Source organism: Paenibacillus artemisiicola (genome assembly GCF_017652985.1).
GTDB lineage: Bacteria > Bacillota > Bacilli > Paenibacillales > Paenibacillaceae > Paenibacillus_Z > Paenibacillus_Z artemisiicola.
In genome coordinates this window covers 21,885-42,605 of sequence record NZ_JAGGDJ010000017.1, presented here as the reverse complement: position 1 = coordinate 42,605, position 20,721 = coordinate 21,885, and the positions used below count along the sequence as shown (strand labels likewise).

Genomic DNA, 20,721 nt, shown 5'->3' with positions numbered 1-20,721 from the left:
TTCGAATTTGTAAATTTTCTTATGAGTATTTCGCCGGATAGCACACGAACGCAAAGACCGCGATTTTCGCGGCCTTTGCGGGAAATGATGATTGTCCTTCCGATCGTAATCTTATTTATGGCGCTCTCCGTTAATAATGCTCCAATTTCGGTTTGCCATCGCCACGAGACGTCCGCCATTCCGGATATAATCAGCTAATAGTTCTATCATATCGGTCGGTATATCCTTCACGACGGGCTTATGCCGAAACATTGTAAAATTACCGCCGCCTCCGGCCCGGTAATTATTCATGACCACCTCGAATCGTTCGTCTTCGTCAACGGATTGACCATTGCGCTCCAGCTTCGTCACCCGCCTGCCGGCCGGCTGTGAAATATCCAGCGTATAATGAATGCCTTCCCACATGTCGTAATTGTAATGCTGCGGTTTCGGCGTCAGGAAGGATGGGTTTACGACAATTTCGCCTCCGGCATCAAGCGCAAAGTATTCCGCGGACTTTTCCAATGCTGCTCGTAGATCGCCCCCCGAAATACGAAGCACCTTCAATGTATTGGGGTAAACGTAATGCGAAAGGATATCGCGCATGGTGACGCATTGGCTAAATCCCTTGGATTGGTCGTCGAATAAAGCGGTGGCGGAAATGTCCGCTCCGGAAACTTCCATTTGCACGCGATGAATGAATTCGATTAACGGGTGTTCGCGCAGCCGGGCGTCCGCATGCGATGTTAGCGTCATGTCCCCTTCGACGAGACCGACCGGCTGATCCAGCCATGCTTGCGTCGCAGCTTCAACCTCTTCGACGCATCGCATAATCGCTTCGTCGGGGCGGAAGTTCACTGCGGAGATCAACTCCGACCGACTGCCCTTTACGGACCAGCCGCCCTCTCCCTTGGCAAGCTGCAGCGTTACTTTCGCTAAAAAGCGGCCTTCGTTCGCAGGCTGAACGACGCAAACGCCATTGATCGCACAATCGGCAATCGCGCGGTGCTGATGTCCCGTCAGCAGTACGTCGATACCGCCGACCTGCTCGCAAATTTTGTACCCGACGTTCTCGCCGGTAAGCGGCTCCGTCGGATCTCCCGTTATCGGGTCGCGTTCTAAGCCGCCGTGGTAAGACAAAATCACTACTTCAACCCGCTCTTCCTGCCTTAAGCGGTTCACCCATTGCCGCGCAGCCTCCGCGACGTCCCCGAACCGAACGCCTTCAATATGCTGCGGCTGCTCCCAATTCGGTATATGAGCCGTGGTTAAGCCTAACACCCCGATTCGCAAGCCGTTCGGCAGCTCGCGGATCATATAGGGTTTTCCGAACAGCGGGGCTCCGGTTTCGGCATCGATCGTATTGGCCGAAAGCCAAGGAAATTCCGACGCCCCGACGGCGCTTCGCAAATACGGCAGGCCATAGTTAAATTCATGATTGCCAAGTACGGCTGCGTCGTATCCGAGAGCGTTCATGCAGGCAATAACCGGATTGGGAGCCGTGTTGTCGACCTTTGCATGATAATACGTCATCGGAGTGCCCTGAAGGCAGTCTCCATTATCGATTAACAGCGTATACGGATCATTCCGCCGAATTTCCCGCACGATCGCGGCAATGCGGGCGAGGCCATATCCGATCTCGCTTCCATCCGCATAACTTCTTGGCAAAACTACGCCGTGAAGATCGCTCGTTTCAAGCAGTATGACTTCACACTCATGGTCTTCCATCTCGTCCTCTCCCAGCGCAATGCATTTGGATGTGCATACAGGCGAAATGGCGACACAGAATGACGCCAACACCGCCATTTCGCCTCTATTTGCCCCATTACCGGACTAGCTCCTAACCAACGGAACAGCCGGTAATTGCTTTCGAATTCCGGGGGTAATGAGATAAGGTAAGGCTACTTCACCTTGTCGGCCGCAGCTTGGAGCTGCTGATCAACGTCTCCGCCGCCGATCATGATGGCTTCCCACATATCCCCGACCGCTTGGGCCAGTTGGCTCGACTTCGGAATGACTTTATTAAAAGCCAAATCCCCCGACGCAAGAACCGCGTTGACCGCCGCAGCCCGATAATACGTTGAACCGTCGCTCGGTTTTGCCGACAGAAATTGCTTATAGGTTGTGTCGTCCAGCATCGCTTGGCCGATGGGCAGGTTCCCCGTCTGGATAAGCCAATCTGCGTTTTGCTTCGCATCCGTCAAGAATGAGATGAGCAGCCATGCGGCGGCGCGTTCATCTTCCGTGGCATTAGCGAAGATGACGTAGTCTTCCCCCTTGGAGAAACTCACAGGATGGCCGGGATCCTTCTGCGGCAAAGGCGCGACGCCCACTTCAAAACTTTTCTGGCCCGCTTCCGGCTTGGGTACCGCAAACTGCACCCCTGCTGCCGCTCCGATGAACATATACGTCTCTTCCTTTACGAATGCGGTACTGGTAAACGTTTTGCCTTCCGTGCTGGGCAGCAGCTCGGGCATCGTAAAATAGCCGGAGTCCATATTTCCCTTATAGAAGTTCAGCGCGGCCTTGCTGGCCTCGTTGTCGATAGCAATCGTTCCGTCAGCGTTAATGTAAGGACTGCCCCATTGCTCGGAGAGCAGCTTGAAAGGAGCGTCCCCATACGAATTGTCGAAGCTGAAGCCCGGTTTGCCCGTTTCTTCTTTGATCGATTTCGCGTAGCTCGCGACCTCGTCCCACGTTTTTGGCGGCTGCCAGCCTTTGCTGTCGAAGTACGATTTGTTGTATATCAGCACATCGGACGTTTTTTTATTGGTTGGAAATCCAAACATCGTGCCTTCCGGACCAAAGCTCTTCACCTCATCCAGATAATACCGGAAAGGACCGCTGTTGCCGGCCGTCATTCCAATCTCTTTATTTTGGTAGTACGGCATCAAGTCCACGATCGCTTGACTACTGATGTATTCGGGAAACGTCGCAGCGTCGATATTGGACAACGTCGGTGTCGATTTCGAGACGATATTCTGCGTCAACTTGTCCGTTAAATCGCCGATTGCCCCCTGATTGGATAGGTCTACCTTGATATTCGGATAGCGATCTTGGAAGGCATCGACCATCTTTTGAAGCGTCGGGTAGTTCGCGGCCCCGGTCCCCGTCCAGAATGAAATACGAACCTCCTTTTTGTCGTTCAATAGGTGCTCAACGGCGGCTTCCAGAGCGCCCTGAGAGGCCGATGAACCGGCGGACGAAGCGGCTGGTTTGCCGGCGTTCCCGCTTTCGGACGTTTGATTATGGCCGCAAGCGGCCAACGTGATTAAGGATAAGGCAATAGGGACGGATAAGATCGCTTTTTTCATGTTCGGTATTCTCTCCCTTAACGTTGTGTTTGCTATAAAGGCAGGTTCGATGAACCTCGCCGGGATATAAATGTTCGAAACCGCCCGCTAGCCTTTGATGCCCCCGCGGATCATGCCTGAGAGCACTTGCTTGCGCAGCAAGAGGAACATGATGATCAAGGGAAGCGTGACAATTGCCGCCGCTGCCATCTGTAATTCATAAGCAATCGTGCCGACGCTGCTGGTGAAGGCGTTCTGCAGCCCGTTCGAAACAAGCCTTAGGCTGTCTTGGGTCGTGACCAAATTCGGCCAGGCAAAGGTATGCCAGATCACGATCATCGATAGGATCAGGGTCGTCACCACGGCTGATTTGGAGAGCGGGAGCACGATGCTCGTCAAGTAGCGAAAGTTGGTTAATCCATCGACCTTCGCCGCTTGATACAGCTCGTCGGGAACCTGCATGAACGTCTGCCTCAGCAGATAGATATTAAACGGGTTCACGCAGTACGGCACGATCAGGGCCTCCCAGGTATTCATCCATCCCCAGTGCGCGATCGTTTGGAAATTAGTGATAATCAACATTTCCTGCGGGATCATCATCATGGATAGAACAACGAAGAAAAGGAAGTTCTTCGCGCGGAAACGCAGCCGGGCGAAAGCGAATGCCGCCAACACGGATACGAAGGTACTCGTCGTTACCGTCGCCATACCCACGATCAAGTTATTGCGTACATACGTAAGCAGCGGTGCCTGAACAATGGCATCGATATAGTTGTGCCACCGCGGCTCTGTCGGAAACAAAGTCGGAGGTACGCGAACAACCTCTGCTGCCGATTTCAGGGATGTGCTGATCATCCAATAATACGGTACCACCGTCATTGCCGCCGCTAAAGCCAAAAACAGATACAGCGCCGCTTGACTGAGTTTTGCTGCAGCTTTCACTGGTAGAACACCTTTCCCTTCGTCCATTTCAATTGCAGGTACACGACGATCATAACCATCAGGACCAGGATCACCGCCGCGGCGCTTGCGCTGCTTACCGCGCCGGGCGTTAAGTAGCTGCCCAAAGCATCCATAATATAACCGACAAGCGTAATCATCATCTTGGAGTTATCTCCCGGCGGTCCGAACGAACCCCCGAACAAGGCTATGACGCTGGCATACGCCCGGAACGAAAAAATGACGGAGGTCACGAAAACAAAAACAGAGGTCGGCGATAACAGCGGCAGCGTGATTTTGCGAATAATCGTCCATCGGCTGACACCGTCCAAGCTCGCGGCTTCGTAGTAGGACCTGTCGATATTCTGAAGTCCGCCCAGAAAGAGAAGGATATGCAGAGACAAACCGTCCCATACGCTATACGCGAATAAGATGAACAAGCTGTGCATGTAGGCGACGTTGTACCGATGCGGTGAACTTAGAATGCCTTCGCCGCTGATCCAGGCGACCGGCTCGATTCCGAACCAACCGAGAACGGAGTTCATAAGTCCGAAATGGGTGTTGAAGATAAAGGTGAAAACCATGCCCGCCGCAATGACATTGGTTACCTGAGGCAGGTAGTAGATCGTGACGAACAATCCTTTCGCCCGCTTGACGGCGTTCAGACCAAGCGCCAGCAATAAAGAGACGATCATTGAACAAGGCACGCAGACGAAAGCGATGAACAGGGTGTTCATAAGCGCTCGCCAGAACACAGAATCTTGCATGACTTCGCGATACTGACGGATTCCCCATCCTCTGTGCTCCCCGGTTAAAAACCGGTAGTCCGGCTTAAAGGAGGTGATGAACGTATGGATGATGGGGTATACCGTAAAGAGCCCGAGCAGCAAAAAGGCCGGCAGTAGATACAGGTAAGCCGAATGGTCATAACGCACGTTCAATCTCTTTCGCTTGGGTCTAAGCATGTCCATCTCCCTGCTTGTTTTTCACTTTGATCGACGTTGGAGACTCGGCTTTAAGCACTTTCCGGTCGCTAATCTCTTGAATCAGGCGATCTCGCAGGAATACGCCCGTATGCCTTCGTTCGATGCCCGAAGAGAACTCATAGCCCATTTCGTCGGAAGCCAACCATGCGTCGATGACGATCTTGTAATAGCGATCGGGGTCAATGAGCTGCCCGTTCTCGAAAACGATGGATTCGATTCTCGCCCCGTGAGGCTTGGCGTAGTCGGCTACAATGCGTAATCCGCTTACGGCAAGGGGCGAAGCCCGTTCGACCCGCAGCGTGCTGATGCCGTTCTCGATATTGCGAATCAGATCCGAACCTTTAAGCCTCAACGTGATCAATTCGTCATTAAAGTAAAACAGCTTGCGAACTTGATACACGGTTACTGCTCCCGATGGAAGGCCTTGCCCCATGCGGCCCGAATAAAGGAGCGCAATATCGCTGTCTGTCGCAGCGCGCATCACATCCGTCACCACCTTCGTTAGCGGCGTTCCTTCCATATCCACCTCCGCCGTCAAGGGGGATTTATGCACAACCTCGTCCTCCAAACGGCCGAGCACGACCCCAAGCTTGTCCCTTGTCCGCCGCTTGTATTCGTTCAGCTTGCATTGCATCTCCTCGTTCGGCGGAATTTGGCTGACGAAGCCGCTGGCATCCAGATAATCGGGCGTCACGCGCAGCACTTCTTTGTCCGGCGAGAACTCGATCGTCAGCTTGGCAAACCCTCTGCTATTGCTGCCCCCTTGCACCACGGGCACCTGCCGGACCTCCGAACGGATGAATTGGTGCCAGTGCGCGGTAAATAACCCGGACAGCTCGGGAACCTGCGTGCATAACGCGATCGCTTCCTCGCCTGTAAGAGCGGAACGGTCCGCGGTATATTTCAATCCATAATGCGTCAGCGCGAGGATAGCATCCGGTCTGCCCTTCGGATCCAAGCCGCGATTTAGATAATCGACCCATTTCCGGGCTTCGCGGGCGCCTTCCACAATCGCCAGAGCGCGGGTATGGATGGAAAGGCCGGGACGGTCCAGCTGCTCCGATGCGGACAACCCGATGAACGCGATCTTGATGCCCGCGATCTCTTCCATGACGTACGGTTGGAATCCGGCCGCAATTTCTCCTGTTTTTCTGTCAACGACATTGGCCGCAGCGAACGTAAACTCGCCTTGCCTCGACCAATCGAGAAGCTTCTCTACGCCATACTCGAACTCATGGTTGCCTACGGCGGATACCTTTGCTCCCAGACGCATCATCAGTTCAATCACGGGTTCCCCTGCCAGCTCCTCCGATACCGGATCTCCATTGAAATTATCGCCGCCGAACACGACGATCGTATGGGGATTAACCCTTTTCTCCTGCTCCACCAACGCGCACAATTTAGCGCAGCCTAGGGTATAATCGGTCTCGAAGATCTCGGCATGGAAATCGTTGATGCCAATGATCGATATCGTTTTAGTCTCCATGCTTACGCCTCAGCCCTTCAGTTCGAAATCGTTTAACTTACGGAAACGCATGCCTTCAGGCAAGTCACTCACTTCATATAGATAAAAGCGCGACACTGCAAAAGTTACCGCCGCAACCGTACAGGATGAAAAGACATCCGAGATGTTTGCACGGCATTCATAGGCAATCGAGATGTGAGGATCGAACGAATATTGCTTCTTGCCGGTGCTCAGCTCCGCTAAAATGCCGCTTATGCGCTGATGCAGGTCATGCAAACGAGGTTCCGCTCTGACATTGACCCACACCACGTTACCGCCGACAATATCGAACATGCCAAGCTCATGAAGCGTCAATTCAAACGGTTTGCGGTTGACCTTAAGCAATCGTTCGGTCAGTGCGTCTGGACTAGCAACGTCCCCGATATAATGCAACGTCAAATGAAAGTTTTCTTTCGGTTCGTAAGCGCCTGACGGGTCGAAAACGCGCAGCGCGCGTTGAACGCGTTTCAACTCTTGCGAGACAGCCGCCGGAAAATCGAGTCCAACGAACAATTCCATGTCTAATCATTCCAATCCGGTTCCGGTAATTAGGAAGCTAATCGCTCCATAGTGAATCGAGATTACAAAAGCCCGTATGAGGTTAACGCCTGTCGAATCCCATCTTCGTCAGCCGATCCGGTTATCAGCTCTGCCACCTCCTTTAACGCATCCGATGCATTCCCCATCGCGACGCCGTGACCGACTGCCAGCAGCATGTCAACATCGTTAAATCCGTCACCGAAGGCAAACGAGCGATCCGTCGGGATGCCAGACTCTTGCAAGAGCCACCGAACTGCCTGCGATTTGCCGGCTTCTTTTGAAATCAGATTGACTAAATAGTCGTGAGACCAGTGGATCACATAGTCGTCTAAAAAGTCCTGGACATGTCGTGCCTCTTCCCGAGTGATATAGAGATGCGCTTGATATAAAGGATGGCTCCTCTCGAAACGATTCCGCACATGCGGAAGCTTGCTTCCGAAATCGTGCCAGACCTTTTCAACCCGCTCGTTTACATGGTCCACGATCTCGCCGTATGCATAATGCCCGCCGTAAGCAATGCCGCAGGACCTCGCGATTTCGATCATCCGGTCCATGGATGGCAGCGTAATAAAACGTTCGAATATTTTCTGGCGCCGGCGAAAGATCAGTTGACCGTTGAGGAAGACCACCGTATCGCACGGAACAGCCAATTGCTCTTGGATAAACGCCATCGAAGCAGGTCCCCGGCCTGTTGCAATTACGATCGTATGGCCGCGTGCCTGCAGTTCGATCAAGGCATCCCGCGTACTGCTTGATACGCGTTGGGTCTTATGACTGTAGAGGGTGTCGTCAAAATCAAAGAAGATGAGTTGAGGCTGCAAGTCAATGACTCCTTTTTGGAAATTATTTCAGAATATTCTGTAAATAAAACCGAACACGTTTTTGAGCCTTCCTGCTCATCCGATTCATGAGAAACGAACAAACAGAAATTACGCCATCATACTACATAATTTCGCCTACTCAAGTCTGATTGTGTTAACTGAACATGAAGTAATTGTGAAATCAGTTCATCCGCCGCAAGCTCCCTTTCGTTCCTTGTGACAAGCGCCCAAGAGAACATGAATTAGAACATGCACAAATGGTGTTTTTGAAGATCAGATCGATTTAAGAACCGAAAGCGATCAGACTCCTCGATGACGAAGTAAACGAATGACACTTGACTTGCCCGGCTTTATCCGAGAAACGGACAAATGCCGGATATGCCATCGTACTACAAAAAAACCGACGTAGATCAATTGTTTTGTCAACGCCAAATTAAAAAAATATTAAAATCCTTCGCTTCAAATCGATCAACATTCGGGCAGTATACACGCTGAACGAATGATTTCAGCTGCAAAATCCAGTGTTCGGCTTCTTCCCGTAAAAATGATTTTTCAACAAATTTGACGTCACGCACGGACGCTTTTTTCTTGTCCGCGGACGGTTGAAAAATTACTTTGACACATAGAGTAATGATATGCTACATTTACTCCATCAGATAGAGCTCTATCAGACAGAGCACTACGAGACAGAGCACTACCAGGCAGAGCACTACCAGGCAGAGCACTACCAGGCAGAGCACTACCAGGCAGAGCAGCACGACATAGCACGATAAGACAACGTACTCGCACGGCTCGAGTGCAGGAACGGGAGGGCCTCTATGCTCCGAAGCGACATGATCCGCGGCCATCTCGACGCCATTATTTTGCGGTTGATTTACGAAGAAGACCGCTACGGCTACGAGATTTCCAAGGAAATCAGCGTCCGGACCGACGACCGGTTTCAAATCAAGGAAGCGACGCTCTACGCGGTATTCCAGCGGCTGGAACGCAAGGAGCTGATCGAATCGTATCTCGGCGACATCTCGCACGGCGGCAAGCGGCGCTATTACAAGATCACGAAGCTCGGCAGAGCCTACTTGAAGGAAACGGTCGAGGAATGGAACGAGATCAAAGAGATCGTCAATATATTCATGGAGGGTATCTAAGATGAAGAAGATCAGATCGCACGTGGAAGACTGGTTCAAGGACATTCCGGACAGCGAGGCGAAGCAGGAAATCCAAGAGGAGATCACCCAGAACCTGGAGGAAAAGGTTTACGATCTCGTCCGGAGCGGCAAGTCGGAGGAAGACGCCGTCAACAAGGCGATCGTCGAATTCGGCGACATCTCGGACATCAAGCTGGAGCTCGGCGTGAAGAACGGCAAGCCGGCCTCCTCCCGGAGGCAGTTCGGGCTCCACCTCGGCTTCTCGCTCTGGGGCAGCGGCCTCATCGTCGCCCTGTTTATTTTCATCAACGTCTATTACACGCCCGACGTCATCTGGTTCGTTTATCCGACCTTCGCCGTCGCCTGGTGGCCGCTTGTCATGTTCTACAAGTGGCTCGGGTGGAGATAAGGAGGCCGCCCATGCGCAACCACCGTGTCGCCTTTGCCGTATCCGGCAGTCTCATGAGCATCTTCTTCCTCATCCTCGTCAATTACTTGACCACGCCGGGCGAGATCTGGTTCGTTCATCCCGCCTTCGCGCTGATCCAATGGCCGATCGCCCTTTATTTCGCCGGAACCGGCCGAATCAAGGCCTATTCCGCGGCGTCGACCGCCGTCATTCTTCTGTATCTGGCCTATCAGAACGTCGTCCACAGCCCGGATTATCCATGGATGCTATACGCGGGCTTCGCCGTGATCTGGTGGCCCATCCTCATGTATGCCGGACGCTTCGCGGGCACGCTCGCGATGGCGTTCGCCGGCAGCTTCTGCATTATCCTGTATTACGGCATGCTCAACGTGCTGCTCTCGCCGCAGTTCCCTTGGATCGTGTTCCCGGCGTACGCCGTGCTCTGGTGGCCCATGTCGATCTACTTCGCCCGCACGCGGCAGTGGTTCGCGTTCGCCTTGTGCGGCTCGCTCCTGACGAGCGCGCTGTTCATCGTCGTCAACGCGATCTCGTCCCCGAACGACGTCTGGGCGATCTATCCGATCTTCGCGGTCGTGTGGTGGCCGCTCAGCATGTACTATTTCGTCGTGAAGAAACGGACGGTTTGAACCGCGCCGCGGCCCGGTGGTACAATGAAGCCTGTACGACCATCACTCAGGCGAACGGGGAAATGCGACATGCTGAATTACATCCTTCATAACGATCACGCCAACCCGCGCATCGCGGTCTCCCAAGCAAAGCCGGACGACGCGCCCGCCGTCATGGCGCTGCTCGTCGGCGCGGCCCGGTGGCTGCAGAGCAAGGGCTCGTCGCAGTGGAGCGCGCTGCTGAGCGGCGACGACCATCACGACGTCGTCGGCCATATCGCCGCGGGCGAGCTGTTCCTGTTCAAGGACGGCGACGCGCTTGCCGGCATCGTGCTGCTCATGCAGACGCCGAAGCAGTGGGACCTCGACCTCTGGGGACCGGACGGCCACGAGCCGAACGTGTACCTGCACCGGCTCGCCATCAACCGCGAGCATGCCGGCCAAGGGCTCGGCACGGACATCGTGCGCTGGGCGGAAACCGGCATCTCCTTCCCGGGCAAGCGGACGATGCGGCTCGATTGCATCGCCAGCAATCCGAAGCTGAACGACTTCTACCGCGGTCTCGGTTATGCGTACAAGGGCACGTCGCCGAGCGGCTTTTGCCTGTACGAGAAACCGCTGGCCCGCGATTGACGGCAACGAAAAAGCATGCGGACGATTTGACGTCCGCATGCTTTTTTTTAGCTGCTAGGCGGTTCCGGCCGCGCCTGCGATTCGGCCATCCACTCGCGCGGATTGCCGTAGAGGCGCAGCCGGCTCAGCACCGCTTCCGCCGTACGCGCCCGCTCTTCGAGCGTACCGCGCAGCGGAACGTACGGAATGCGCCGCGCATGGAGGTCGGCGGCGATCCGCTTTTGGAAGACGCGGCGGTGCACGTCGCCCGAGCGGTCCCACGTATCGTCGTACGGAATGTCGTCGCCGCACAGGAAGAAGACGTCGTACCGCGAGGCCGCCTTATCCGCAATGGCGGCAAGGCCCGGCGTCGCTCCGCCGTGGTAATCGAGGGCGAACATGTGCGTCGTCAGCGCGTTCGTATCCACGAACAGCACCTCCCGCGCGTCGAGCGTCAGCCGGTCCTCCCGCTCGAGATGCCCTGCCGCGATCTCCTCCAGCTGCCCCGGCGTCAAGCGGCGGCCGACCTGGTGCCGCTCCCAATACTCGCGGCCGTATTCCGGCATCCAGACCGTATGCATCCGCTGCGCCATATGCGCCGCGAGCGTCGTCTTGCCCGTCGACGGCGCGCCGAGAAAGACGGCTTTGGCGACGAGATCCCGGTAGACGACCGGACTGACGTGCGGCCGGCAGCCGTACGGATCGTTGCGGGCCATCGTGCCCGACACCGGAACGGTCCGCCGGTCCGGATCGACCCGCCGGTCGGCGGCGCCGAGCGCGAGGCTCATGTGTTCGCCGTAGAATTCGCTGGAATAGAAATGCGTGACCGGCCTGCCGTTCAGCAGACCCAAAATATACCGCTCCTGCAGCCGTTTGATCTCGGGCGTATCGCCGGTCTCGTTCGGGCCGTCCCACGCTTCGATGACCTCGACCCCGGGGTAGAGCGCGCGAATCCAGCCCGCCCGGACATGAAGCGGCACGTCGGTCGTCTCGGGACAGTCGTAGATGACGACGATGATGTCGTCGGTTTCGCGGATCGCGGTTTCGATCAGCAGCTGATGGCCCTTGTGCAGCGGCGCGAACTTGCCGAGCGTGAGTCCGGTCGTGCGGCCTGCGCGGCTCTCGCGGTTCATGCGGGCACCTCCTTCGGGCCGGCGTCGTACGCCCGCTTCCACGACAAATGGCCGGCGACGGCGATCGCCAGGAAGACGACGTACAGGAAGGCGAGCGAATATAGCTCCTTGTAGGCGTACATGCCGATCGACAGCGCGTCGACGGCGATCCAGCAGAGCCAGTTTTGCAGCACCTTCGACGAGAGCAAGTATTGCGCGATGAGGCTGAGCGTGGCGATCAGCGCGTCGGCATACGGAATCGAGGCGTCGGTATAGGCCTCCAGCACGAAGCCCCACAGCAGCGTCACGGCGACGAGCAGCACGCCGAGCAGCGCGGCGCGTTTCGGCGCGAGGCTGCGCGTCGGCCGAACCTTGGCGGTGCCCCGTCCCGTCAGCCAGACGGCCCAGCCATAGAGGCTGAGCGCGAAGAAGAACACTTGCAGCGTCATGTCCGCGTACAGCTTGGCGTCCTCGAACATGCAGAAGAAGCAGGCGACGTTCGCGAGGCCGACGGGCCACGCCCAAATGTTCTCCCGCGCCGTCAGCCAGACGCTGAGCAGCCCGGTCGTCGTGGCGGCGATTTCCAGCGCCGACGACGACGTGGCGAACGCGACGGCGAGCATAACGATAACGAAGACCGGCAGTACCCAACCTTTGTTCATGCGCATACCTCCTCGCATCCTGGCATCCCCGTGCCATAATACTCTCAATATGACAGTATCAAAACCCGCGAAACGAGCCGCCCGAAAACCGGCCGTTGCCGCCTTTTTGATATTGTCATTATGACATATAAAAACCGATTGTCAATCCGTTCCGCAAAAAAAAGAGCCTGCCCGCGTCAACCGCGTGACGCAGGCACACCCTTCCCTTTCGTTTCCGCTCCTTAGAACGCCCAATTGCCGCCGCGGAAGACCGGCTCGACCGTGCCGTCCGCCCGGACGCCGTCAATGTCCAGATCCGCCGTGCCGATCATGAAATCGACATGCGTCAAGCTCTGGTTCAGCCCGCTCGCGAGCTGCTCCTCCTTGCTCATCGCGAGCCCGCCCTCCAGGCAGAACGGGAACGCGAAGCCGATCGCGAGGTGGCAGGCCGCGTTCTCGTCGAACAGCGTGTTGTAGAATGTCACGTTCGTATCGGAGATCGGCGAACGGAACGGCACGAGCGCGATTTCGCCTAAGTAATGCGAGCCTTCGTCGGTCTCGATCAGCTCGCGGAGCGCGGCCAGGCCCGTCTCCGCCTCGTAGCCGACGATGCGGCCGTCCGCGAACGTGATTGCGAACCGGTCGATCAGGCTGCCGTTGTAGCTAAGCGGCTTGCTGCTCGCGACCTTGCCGTTCACGGCCGTGCGCAGCGGCGACGTGAACACTTCCTCGGTCGGCATGTTCGGGATGAACGTCGTCCCCTGCTTGTTCCGCGTGCCGGCGCTCACCCAAATATGGCCCTCCGGCAGCCCGATTGCCACGTCCGTGCCCTCGGCGCTCCGGTAACGGAGCTCCTTGTAGCGGCGCTCGTTCAGCCGATCCGCCTTCGCTCTCAGGCCGGCCGCATGCTGCCGCCATGCGGCGACGGGATCGGCGGCATCGACGCGGACGGCCGCGAAGATCGCTTCCCACAGCGCGTCCTCCCGCTCCGGTTCCGCGCGTTCCGGGAACACCTTGTCCGCCCACGCCTTCGAAGGCACGGCGACGATCGACCACGCCACCTCGTTGTTCAGCGTGAACTTGCGGAACGGCGTCAGCGTCTGCTGCTGCGCCTTCGAGACGGCGCCGGCGCGCGCGGCGTCGATGCCGCTCAGCAGATCGGGATCGGCCGCGTCGACCCACAGGAACGCGGCGCCTTCCTCGGCCATCGCGACGCGTCCGGCCACGTACCAAGCCGGATGAATCGAGAGTCCTTCTTCCGGCGCGTGCTCCAGCCGGGCGCGGGTCACGCCTTCGTCGTTCCAGTCCACGTGCACGTAGGGCGAGCCGAGCTTGTACGCGCGCTTGACGACCTCGCGGACGAACGGCGCCGCCGCGATCGGCGAGATGACGTACAATTTCTGCCCGGGCTGCACGTTGACGCCGACTTCGACCGCCAGCGCGGCGTATTGCTCGAGCCGTTGTTGGAATGATTTCATCGTCAGATCTCCTTTAGCGGATATTCGCATGATCGCCATCATTTACCGGATTGCGTAGTCATTATACCAGCGCTGCCCGGCGGCCTGCAAAGCGAAAACGGGACCGTTCGGATTCGAACGGTCCCGCGGCCGATGTTGCCCGGCGCTTACGATTGGAACTGCGCCCGGTGCAGCCGGCTGTAGTGGCCGCCCGCGGCGAGCAGTTCCTCGTGCTTGCCCTGCTCGGTCACGCCGTTCTCCGTCACGACGACGATCCGGTCGGCGTTCTTGATCGTGGCGAGCCGGTGGGCGATGACGAGCGTCGTGCGGCCCTGCGACAGCTCCGCCAGCGACTGCTGAATGGCCGATTCCGTCTCCGTGTCGAGCGCGGAGGTCGCCTCGTCGAGGATGAGAATCGGCGGATTCTTGAGGAACATCCGCGCGATGGCGACGCGCTGCTTCTGCCCGCCGGAGAGCTTCACGCCGCGCTCGCCGACGATCGTGTCCAAGCCGTCCGGCAGCGTCGCGACGAACGCTTCCAGCTGGGCGCGCTTGACCGCCGCCCGCAGCTCCGTCTCCGAGGCGTCCATCTTGCCGTACAGGATGTTCTCCCGCAGCGTGCCGGAGAACAGGAACACGTCCTGCTGCACGATGCCGATGCCTCTGCGCAGCGAAGCGAGCTTCATGTCGCGGATGTCGCGGCCGTCGATGGCGATGCTGCCGCCGGTCACGTCGTAGAACCGCGGCAGCAGGCTGCAAAGCGTGGTCTTGCCCGCCCCGGACGGGCCCACGAACGCGACCGTCTCGCCTTCGCGGATCGTAAGGCCGATATGCCGCAGCACTTTCTTCTCGTTCTCGTAGCCGAAGCTGACGTCGCGGAACACGATGTCTCCGCGCAGGTTGTCCACGGCGACCGCGTTCGGGCGGTCCTCGATGTCCGGCGCCGTGTCCATCAGCTCCGCGTAGCGCTTGAAGCCCGCGAACCCTTTCGGATAGCTTTCGATAACGGCGTTGATCTTCTCGATCGGGCCGATGAAGACGTTCGCGAGCAGCAGGAAGCCGACGAATTCGCCGGCGGTCAGCTCGCCGCGGACGACGAACCACGTGCCGCAGATCATGACGAACAAGGTCACGAGCCGCTTCAGCATATAGCTGAAGGACGTGTTGAACGCCATGATTTTGTAGGAGAGCAGCTTCGTGACGCGGAAGCGCAGGTTATTCTGGTCGAACAGCTTCTTCTCGAATTCTTCGTTGCCGAACGCCTGCACGACGCGCATGCCGCCGACGTTGTCCTCGACGCGGGCGTTGAACTCGGCGATGTCCGAGAAGAGCCGGTGGAACGCCTTCGTCATCTTCGCGCTGAAATAGACGGCAAGCCAGATCATGAGCGGCACGACGATGAACGTCAGCAGCGCCAGCTTCCAGTTGATGAGCAGCATGAGCACGAAGGCGCCGATCAGCGTCATGACCGCGATGAAGAGATCCTCCGGCCCGTGATGCGCCATTTCCCCGATTTCCATCAGGTCGTTGGTCAATCTGGCGATGAGATGCCCCGTCTTCGTGTTGTCGAAGAACCGGAAGCTCAGCTTCTGGATGTGGTCGAACAGCTTGCGGCGCATGTCCGTCTCGATGTTGATGCCGAGCATGTGGCCCCAATACGTGACGATGTAGTTCAAAAAGGCGTTCAGCGCATAGATGAACAAGAGCCCCGCGCAGGCCCAGGCGATCAGGCTCCAATCCTTGCTTGGAAGCAGCTTGTCGATGAACTGGTTGACGGCGACGGGAAAGCCGAGCTCCAGGAAACCGGCGAGAATCGCGCTGAAGAAATCCAGGTAAAACAATTTCTTGTACGGCTTGTAATACGCGATGAAGCGCGACAGCATGACATTCTTTCCTCCTTCGTGATGCGGTGCGGCGGCAAAAGGCGGTCAGCGAACTTACGGGCGGCGGGAGCGGGCGGCAAAAGGCGGTCTGCGAACTTACGGGCGGCGGGAGCGGGCGCAGGCGCGGCGATACGGGCGGAAGTTTTGCCGAAGCCTCGCCTTAAATGAGAATCAATATCAATTGTATCGGGTTCGACGCGCCCTGTCCATGCCTTTATAGGCCGAAAGACCGCCGCCGCGGCCGTGAACGCCGCGCGATTGCGCCCCCTGCGCGACCGGCGCGACCGGCGCGCGACTTCGGCCGAACCATCATGAACCGGACGTCTGCCGTCATACACTACGAGAAGGCGGTTCGCGCCGCTGTGCCGGGGCTTGCGGGGCTTCATGCCCGCATCCTTCGGCCCGGGAGGCGGACCGATGCCGGCCATCCCGGCACCATTACGCGCGATTCGCGCCGAAACGAGGGGATTCGCATGCAACAACGGCTGCAGGCCGGCATCGACGCGCTCGTCGCCCGCTTGCTGCGCGGCCAGGCGGCGGACGGCAGCTGGCGGCTCGGCTTCATCGAGCAGGGCACGTCGCTCGACGCCGCGACCGTGCTCCAGCTGCAGAACGCGGGCATCGCCCGGCCGAAGCTCGTGAAGGCGCTGGCGGAGCGGATGATCGCCAAGCAGTCGGACGACGGCGCCTGGCGCGTCTATCCCGACGAGAAGACCGGCAACGCGTCCGCGACGGCGGAATGCTATTACGCGCTCCAGTACGCCGGCATCTCGCCGGATGAGCCGTTCATGCGCAAGGCGCGCAAGGCGTTCGCCGACATCGGCGGCCTGGGCCGGATCGAGAGCCTGCTGACCAAATTCCAGCTCGCGCTCATCGGCCGCTACCCGTGGCCGCGCTGGTTCCCCGTCCCGATCGGAATCCTGCTGCTGCCCGCCTCGTCCCCGCTTCATTTCTTTCAATTCTCGGGTTATGCCCGCGTCCATATGGCGCCGATGCTGATCCTCGCCGACCGGAAGCCGGTCGACAAGCAGCCGCATATCCGGCCGCTGACCCCGGATACGCGCAGCGACGCCGAGCTCAAGCGGCTGCAGCGCGGCTGGCACGCGCATTTCGGCGCGGCCGTCCGCGGCTTGTCCGAAGACCGGCGCAAAGGGCCGTGGAGCCCGGCCGCCAAGATCCGCGAGCTGGCGACGGACCGCGCCGAGCGCTTCATCCTCGAGCGGATCGAGGCGGACGGCACGCTGTACAGCTACTCCAGCGCGACGCTGCTGATGCTGCACGCCCTGCGGACGCTCGGCTATTCCACCTCGCATCCCGTCGTGGAGAAGGCCGTGCGGGGGCTCGAATCGCTGACGGCGCCGGATATCGCCAGCGCCTCCAGGAGATCGATGCAGATTACGACGTCGGCGGTCTGGGATACCGCCCTGATCAGCCACGCGCTGCAGGACGCGGGCGTCCCGGCGGCTCACACGGCGGTTGAGAAGGCCGGCGATTACCTGCTGGCCCGCCAGCACGTGAAGCTCGGCGACTGGAAGCGCGGCGTGAAGCGGCCCGCTGCCGGCGGCTGGGGCTTCTCGGACGTCAACGCGATCAACCCCGACATGGACGACACGACCGCCGCGCTCCGCGCCGTCCGCGGCCTTCCCGGCCATCGCGGAAGGGCGGCCGCGGACCGCGGCTTGCTGTGGCTGCTCGCGATGCAGAATTCCGACGGCGGCTGGGCCGCGTTCGAACGTAACGTCGACCATCCGCTCATCCGCTGGGTGCCGCTCGACGGCGCCGAGGACGCGGCCACGGATCCGTCCACCCCGGATCTGACCGGCCGGACGCTGGAGTACCTGGGACGGTGCGCCGGCTTGACGACCGCGCACGCCTACGTCCGCCGCGGGGCGGATTGGCTGTATCGCCGCCAGGAGAAGGACGGCTCCTGGTACGGCCGCTGGGGCGTCTGCTACATTTACGGCACGTGGGCGGCCTTGACCGGACTGACCGCCGTCGGCGAGCCGGGCGATCATCCGCGCATCCGCAAAGCGGCGGAGTGGCTGCTCGGCATCCAGCGCGCCGACGGCGGCTTCGGCGAATCGTGCGCCAGCGACCGCGTCAGGCGCTATACGCCGCTGGCGCACGGCACGCTGTCGCAGACCGCCTGGGCGCTCGACGCGCTCACCGCCGCGCACGCGAAGCCGCTCCCCGCGATGGAACGGGCTTGCGATTATTTGCTGCGCCGTCTGCAGGCGGGGAGCGGTCCCGAGACCGAATACCCGACGGGCGGCGGGCTGCCGGGCTGCCTGTACGCCCGCTACGACAGCTATTCGCTCGTCTGGCCGCTGCTCGCGCTGGCGCATTACCGCGACAAATACGGCGGCGCGCCGGCCGAACCGCTTGAATAAGTCCATCCGCGGCTAAGGCGGCCAATAAACAAAAGGAGACCCCGGGCCGGAGCGCGCGCTCCCGGGAATCTCCCTTCACTGGCTGCGGTACGCGCGGACGCGGACGAACCCGCTTCCGCTGCCGCCGCGCGGCACGGCCGGCGAGGCGCCGTGACGCCCGGCGAGCCGGACGCGCCGGACGCCGCCCCGCCAATCGCCGGTCTTACCGCTGCATCCGCCAGTACATATCGTTCAGGCGCAGCTCGTTCCGGAACGCGTACCCGTCCGTCTTGTTGTCGATGACGACGCACTCGATGCCCGCCATCTCCGCCCAGTCGGTCAGCTGCTCCACGGTCACCTCGTACGAGAAGACGGTATGGTGCGCGCCTCCGGCGCGAATCCACGCTTCGGCCGATTCGTTCAGCGACGGCTGCGGCTTCCACAGGACGCGCGCGACCGGCAGCTTCGGCATGTCGTGCGGCACGTCGACGGCGTCGACGACGTTCACGATCAGGCGGAACCGGCTGCCCAGGTCGATGAGGCACGCGTTGACCGCTTGTCCGCTGCGGCCGTTGAAAATCATGCGCGCGGGATCGGCTTTGCCGCCGATGCCGAGCGGGTGCACCTCGAGGCGCGGGCGGTCCGCCGCGATGGTCGGGCAAATCTCCAGCATGTGCGCGCCGAGGATCATCTCCCGGCCCGGCTCGAAATGGTACGTGTAATCTTCCATGAACGACGTGCCCCGGTTGCCGGCGATCAGCTTCATGACCCGGGTCAGCGCGGCCGTCTTCCAGTCGCCCTCTCCCCCGAAGCCGTACCCCGCTTCCATCAGCCGCTGCACGGCGAGTCCCGGCAGCTGCTCCATGCCGTGCAAATCCTCGAACGTCGTCGTGAACGCCGTGAAGCCGCCTTCCTCCAGGAAGGCCTTCAGGCCGAGCTCCGTCCGGCCCTGCTCGCGGATGGCCGCCCAAGCGGCCGCGTCGCCCCGTACTTCCGGCGCGATCGCGTATTGCGACGCGTACTCGTCCATCAGCGCGTCCACCTGCGCCTCCGTGACCTTCGCCATGGAGTCCACCAGATCGCCGATGCCGAAGCCGTTCACCGCCCAGCCGAATTTCACCTGCGCTTCGACCTTGTCGCCTTCCGTTACCGCCACTTGGCGCATGTTGTCGCCGAACCGCGCGACCTTCAGCGAACGGCTCTCCGTGAACGCCGCCGCCGTGCGCATCCAGCCGGCGACGCGGCCGCGCACGGCCGGATCTTCCCAATAGCCGACGACGACTTTGCGGGCGATGCCCATCCGGGCGCCGATGAAGCCGTATTCGCGGTCGCCGTGCGCGGATTGGTTGAGGTTCATGAAGTCCATGTCGATGGTATCCCAAGGAATGTCGCGGTTGAACTGCGTGTGCAGATGAAGCAGCGGCTTGCGCAGCTCCGCCAGGCCGGCGATCCACATTTTGGCGGGCGAGAACGTGTGCATCCACGTGATGATTCCCGCGCAACGGGCATCCGCGTTCGCCGCGGCGCACAGGGCGTAAATGTCCTCCGGCGTCGTCACGACGGGCTTGAACGCGACCTCGTACGGCACCGCTTCGTCGCGGTCCAGCCCTTCGGCGACGGCGCGGGAATGCGCCGCGACCTCGAGCAGCGTTTCCGGGCCGTACAGATGCTGGCTCCCGGTGACGAACCAGAATTGATAGGGCGTTGCGGTAAGCATGAACAACTCCTCCTTCACGAAATCGATGAGTGCTGTCAACTTGTACGAACAGGAGAGGAAACCGTCATGATTCGACGCTAGACGCGCGCGCTTGTATAGACGAAACATCCTGAATTACGGCCTAATCACCGCGGTTAACTTGTACGTACAACCTCGAACTACCCTCATTGTACGATGAGAAGGCTTTCATTTCAACCGTCAATTCGCGGCGATCTCGCCTCACCGTTGGTTAGAAAACGTTAATCTGCCTTTCGGATTCTACAAATTCCTTGACATTGATACATTTTGTATCATAAATTAGTAGAGGAAACGGCCCTTCCGTACGAATACGAGCTGGCTAGATTGACGTAAGGAGACTCAAACCATGACGATGGGAGATCGATTAAGAGAACTCAGACTGCGCATGAACATTTCGCAAGAGGAAGTTGCCAAGCAAATCGGCATCACCCGGTCCGCGTACAGCCACTACGAAATCAACAACCGCCAGCCCGTGTACGAAACGCTGAAAAAGCTGGCGGCGCTCTTCAACGTCTCGTTGGATTACATTATCGGCGGCGAGCCCGCCAAGCCGGAAACCCCCGTGACGCCGGAAGCGATCGAGATCATCCGCATTTTGAACGGGATGGATCAGGAACGGCGCAAGCAGTCCATCGACCGGATGATGGCCGTCCTGAAACAAGCCGATTGA

At 59.1% G+C, this 20,721-nt stretch carries 18 protein-coding genes; 6 read left to right on the top strand and 12 right to left on the bottom strand.

Annotated elements, in window-relative coordinates; genetic code table 11:
* Window positions 1-111 precede the first annotated feature (111 nt).
* The 7 genes from I8J29_RS19225 to I8J29_RS19195 form a co-directional block, all read right to left on the bottom strand.
* Window positions 112-1,707: a bifunctional metallophosphatase/5'-nucleotidase gene (locus I8J29_RS19225; protein WP_208849132.1), complete on the bottom strand. Its 1,596-nt coding sequence runs from the start codon at window positions 1,705-1,707 to the stop codon at window positions 112-114.
* A gap of 173 nt (window positions 1,708-1,880) precedes the next feature.
* Window positions 1,881-3,293: an extracellular solute-binding protein gene (locus I8J29_RS19220; RefSeq protein ID WP_208849131.1), complete on the bottom strand. Its 1,413-nt coding sequence runs from the start codon at window positions 3,291-3,293 to the stop codon at window positions 1,881-1,883.
* Window positions 3,294-3,380: 87 nt separating this feature from the next.
* Complete coding sequence (locus I8J29_RS19215) at window positions 3,381-4,214, bottom strand: carbohydrate ABC transporter permease (RefSeq protein ID WP_208849130.1); 834 nt, start codon at window positions 4,212-4,214, stop codon at window positions 3,381-3,383.
* Window positions 4,211-5,176 carry a carbohydrate ABC transporter permease gene (locus I8J29_RS19210; RefSeq protein ID WP_208849129.1) on the bottom strand — a complete coding sequence of 322 codons (966 nt, stop codon included), beginning with the start codon at window positions 5,174-5,176 and terminating at the stop codon, window positions 4,211-4,213. The genes I8J29_RS19215 and I8J29_RS19210 overlap by 4 nt, the downstream gene beginning before the upstream one ends.
* Window positions 5,169-6,683, bottom strand: a complete 1,515-nt coding sequence (locus tag I8J29_RS19205) for a bifunctional metallophosphatase/5'-nucleotidase (protein ID WP_208849128.1) — start codon at window positions 6,681-6,683, stop codon at window positions 5,169-5,171. The genes I8J29_RS19210 and I8J29_RS19205 overlap by 8 nt, the downstream gene beginning before the upstream one ends.
* Window positions 6,684-6,692: 9 nt before the next feature.
* The gene (thpR, locus tag I8J29_RS19200; RefSeq protein ID WP_208849127.1) at window positions 6,693-7,220 is read right to left on the bottom strand and encodes an RNA 2',3'-cyclic phosphodiesterase; all 528 of its coding nucleotides are present in this window, start codon (window positions 7,218-7,220) and stop codon (window positions 6,693-6,695) included.
* Between the two features lie 62 nt (window positions 7,221-7,282).
* Entirely contained in the window at window positions 7,283-8,062 is a 780-nt protein-coding gene (locus I8J29_RS19195) for an HAD family hydrolase (RefSeq protein WP_208849126.1), read from the bottom strand.
* Window positions 8,063-8,880: 818 nt separating this feature from the next.
* Between I8J29_RS19195 and I8J29_RS19190 the strand changes: the two genes are divergently transcribed.
* The 4 genes from I8J29_RS19190 (at window position 8,881) to I8J29_RS19175 (ending at window position 10,875) form a co-directional block, all read left to right on the top strand.
* On the top strand, window positions 8,881-9,207 hold the full coding sequence (locus tag I8J29_RS19190; protein ID WP_090635889.1) for a PadR family transcriptional regulator: 327 nt from the start codon (window positions 8,881-8,883) through the stop codon (window positions 9,205-9,207).
* 1 nt (window position 9,208) lies between these two features.
* Window positions 9,209-9,616, top strand: coding sequence for a permease prefix domain 1-containing protein (locus tag I8J29_RS19185; protein ID WP_208849125.1), 408 nt, complete (start codon window positions 9,209-9,211; stop codon window positions 9,614-9,616).
* An 11-nt stretch (window positions 9,617-9,627) separates the two neighbouring features.
* Window positions 9,628-10,263 (top strand): hypothetical protein, encoded by a 636-nt coding sequence (locus tag I8J29_RS19180; protein WP_208849124.1) that lies wholly within the window; start codon window positions 9,628-9,630, stop codon window positions 10,261-10,263.
* A gap of 69 nt (window positions 10,264-10,332) precedes the next feature.
* Window positions 10,333-10,875, top strand: coding sequence for a GNAT family N-acetyltransferase (locus I8J29_RS19175; RefSeq protein WP_208849123.1), 543 nt, complete (start codon window positions 10,333-10,335; stop codon window positions 10,873-10,875).
* Between the two features lie 47 nt (window positions 10,876-10,922).
* Here I8J29_RS19175 and I8J29_RS19170 read toward each other — a convergent pair whose 3' ends face one another.
* The 4 genes from I8J29_RS19170 to I8J29_RS19155 form a co-directional block, all read right to left on the bottom strand.
* A complete protein-coding gene (locus I8J29_RS19170) occupies window positions 10,923-11,987 on the bottom strand; it encodes an AAA family ATPase (protein ID WP_208849122.1) in 1,065 nt (354 codons plus the stop codon).
* Complete coding sequence (gene pnuC, locus I8J29_RS19165; protein ID WP_208849121.1) at window positions 11,984-12,628, bottom strand: nicotinamide riboside transporter PnuC; 645 nt, start codon at window positions 12,626-12,628, stop codon at window positions 11,984-11,986. The genes I8J29_RS19170 and pnuC overlap by 4 nt, the downstream gene beginning before the upstream one ends.
* Before the next feature lie 221 nt (window positions 12,629-12,849).
* Window positions 12,850-14,085 (bottom strand): aminopeptidase, encoded by a 1,236-nt coding sequence (locus I8J29_RS19160; protein ID WP_208849120.1) that lies wholly within the window; start codon window positions 14,083-14,085, stop codon window positions 12,850-12,852.
* 146 nt (window positions 14,086-14,231) lie between these two features.
* Window positions 14,232-15,947, bottom strand: a complete 1,716-nt coding sequence (locus tag I8J29_RS19155; RefSeq protein ID WP_208849119.1) for an ABC transporter ATP-binding protein — start codon at window positions 15,945-15,947, stop codon at window positions 14,232-14,234.
* A gap of 473 nt (window positions 15,948-16,420) precedes the next feature.
* Between I8J29_RS19155 and I8J29_RS19150 the strand changes: the two genes are divergently transcribed.
* A complete protein-coding gene (locus I8J29_RS19150) occupies window positions 16,421-18,337 on the top strand; it encodes a terpene cyclase/mutase family protein (RefSeq protein ID WP_208849118.1) in 1,917 nt (638 codons plus the stop codon).
* Window positions 18,338-18,539: 202 nt separating this feature from the next.
* On the opposite strand, the gene araA is transcribed toward I8J29_RS19150, so the two are convergent.
* Window positions 18,540-20,033, bottom strand: a complete 1,494-nt coding sequence (gene araA, locus I8J29_RS19145) for an L-arabinose isomerase (protein ID WP_208849117.1) — start codon at window positions 20,031-20,033, stop codon at window positions 18,540-18,542.
* 364 nt (window positions 20,034-20,397) lie between these two features.
* Here araA and I8J29_RS19140 point away from each other — a divergent pair, with 364 nt between their 5' ends.
* Window positions 20,398-20,721: a helix-turn-helix domain-containing protein gene (locus I8J29_RS19140; RefSeq protein WP_208849116.1), complete on the top strand. Its 324-nt coding sequence runs from the start codon at window positions 20,398-20,400 to the stop codon at window positions 20,719-20,721.

Coding starts and splice junctions, on each gene's coding strand:
- I8J29_RS19205 (WP_208849128.1), bottom strand. CDS start 6,683: ATGGAGACTAAAACGATATCGATCATTGGCATCAACGATTTCCATGCC.
- I8J29_RS19140 (WP_208849116.1), top strand. CDS start 20,398: ATGACGATGGGAGATCGATTAAGAGAACTCAGACTGCGCATGAACATT.
- I8J29_RS19180 (WP_208849124.1), top strand. CDS start 9,628: ATGCGCAACCACCGTGTCGCCTTTGCCGTATCCGGCAGTCTCATGAGC.
- I8J29_RS19220 (WP_208849131.1), bottom strand. CDS start 3,293: ATGAAAAAAGCGATCTTATCCGTCCCTATTGCCTTATCCTTAATCACG.
- I8J29_RS19185 (WP_208849125.1), top strand. CDS start 9,209: ATGAAGAAGATCAGATCGCACGTGGAAGACTGGTTCAAGGACATTCCG.
- I8J29_RS19170 (WP_208849122.1), bottom strand. CDS start 11,987: ATGAACCGCGAGAGCCGCGCAGGCCGCACGACCGGACTCACGCTCGGC.
- I8J29_RS19190 (WP_090635889.1), top strand. CDS start 8,881: ATGCTCCGAAGCGACATGATCCGCGGCCATCTCGACGCCATTATTTTG.
- I8J29_RS19160 (WP_208849120.1), bottom strand. CDS start 14,085: ATGAAATCATTCCAACAACGGCTCGAGCAATACGCCGCGCTGGCGGTC.
- I8J29_RS19150 (WP_208849118.1), top strand. CDS start 16,421: ATGCAACAACGGCTGCAGGCCGGCATCGACGCGCTCGTCGCCCGCTTG.
- I8J29_RS19225 (WP_208849132.1), bottom strand. CDS start 1,707: ATGGAAGACCATGAGTGTGAAGTCATACTGCTTGAAACGAGCGATCTT.
- I8J29_RS19210 (WP_208849129.1), bottom strand. CDS start 5,176: ATGCTTAGACCCAAGCGAAAGAGATTGAACGTGCGTTATGACCATTCG.
- araA (WP_208849117.1), bottom strand. CDS start 20,033: ATGCTTACCGCAACGCCCTATCAATTCTGGTTCGTCACCGGGAGCCAG.
- I8J29_RS19175 (WP_208849123.1), top strand. CDS start 10,333: ATGCTGAATTACATCCTTCATAACGATCACGCCAACCCGCGCATCGCG.
- pnuC (WP_208849121.1), bottom strand. CDS start 12,628: ATGAACAAAGGTTGGGTACTGCCGGTCTTCGTTATCGTTATGCTCGCC.
- thpR (WP_208849127.1), bottom strand. CDS start 7,220: ATGGAATTGTTCGTTGGACTCGATTTTCCGGCGGCTGTCTCGCAAGAG.
- I8J29_RS19155 (WP_208849119.1), bottom strand. CDS start 15,947: ATGCTGTCGCGCTTCATCGCGTATTACAAGCCGTACAAGAAATTGTTT.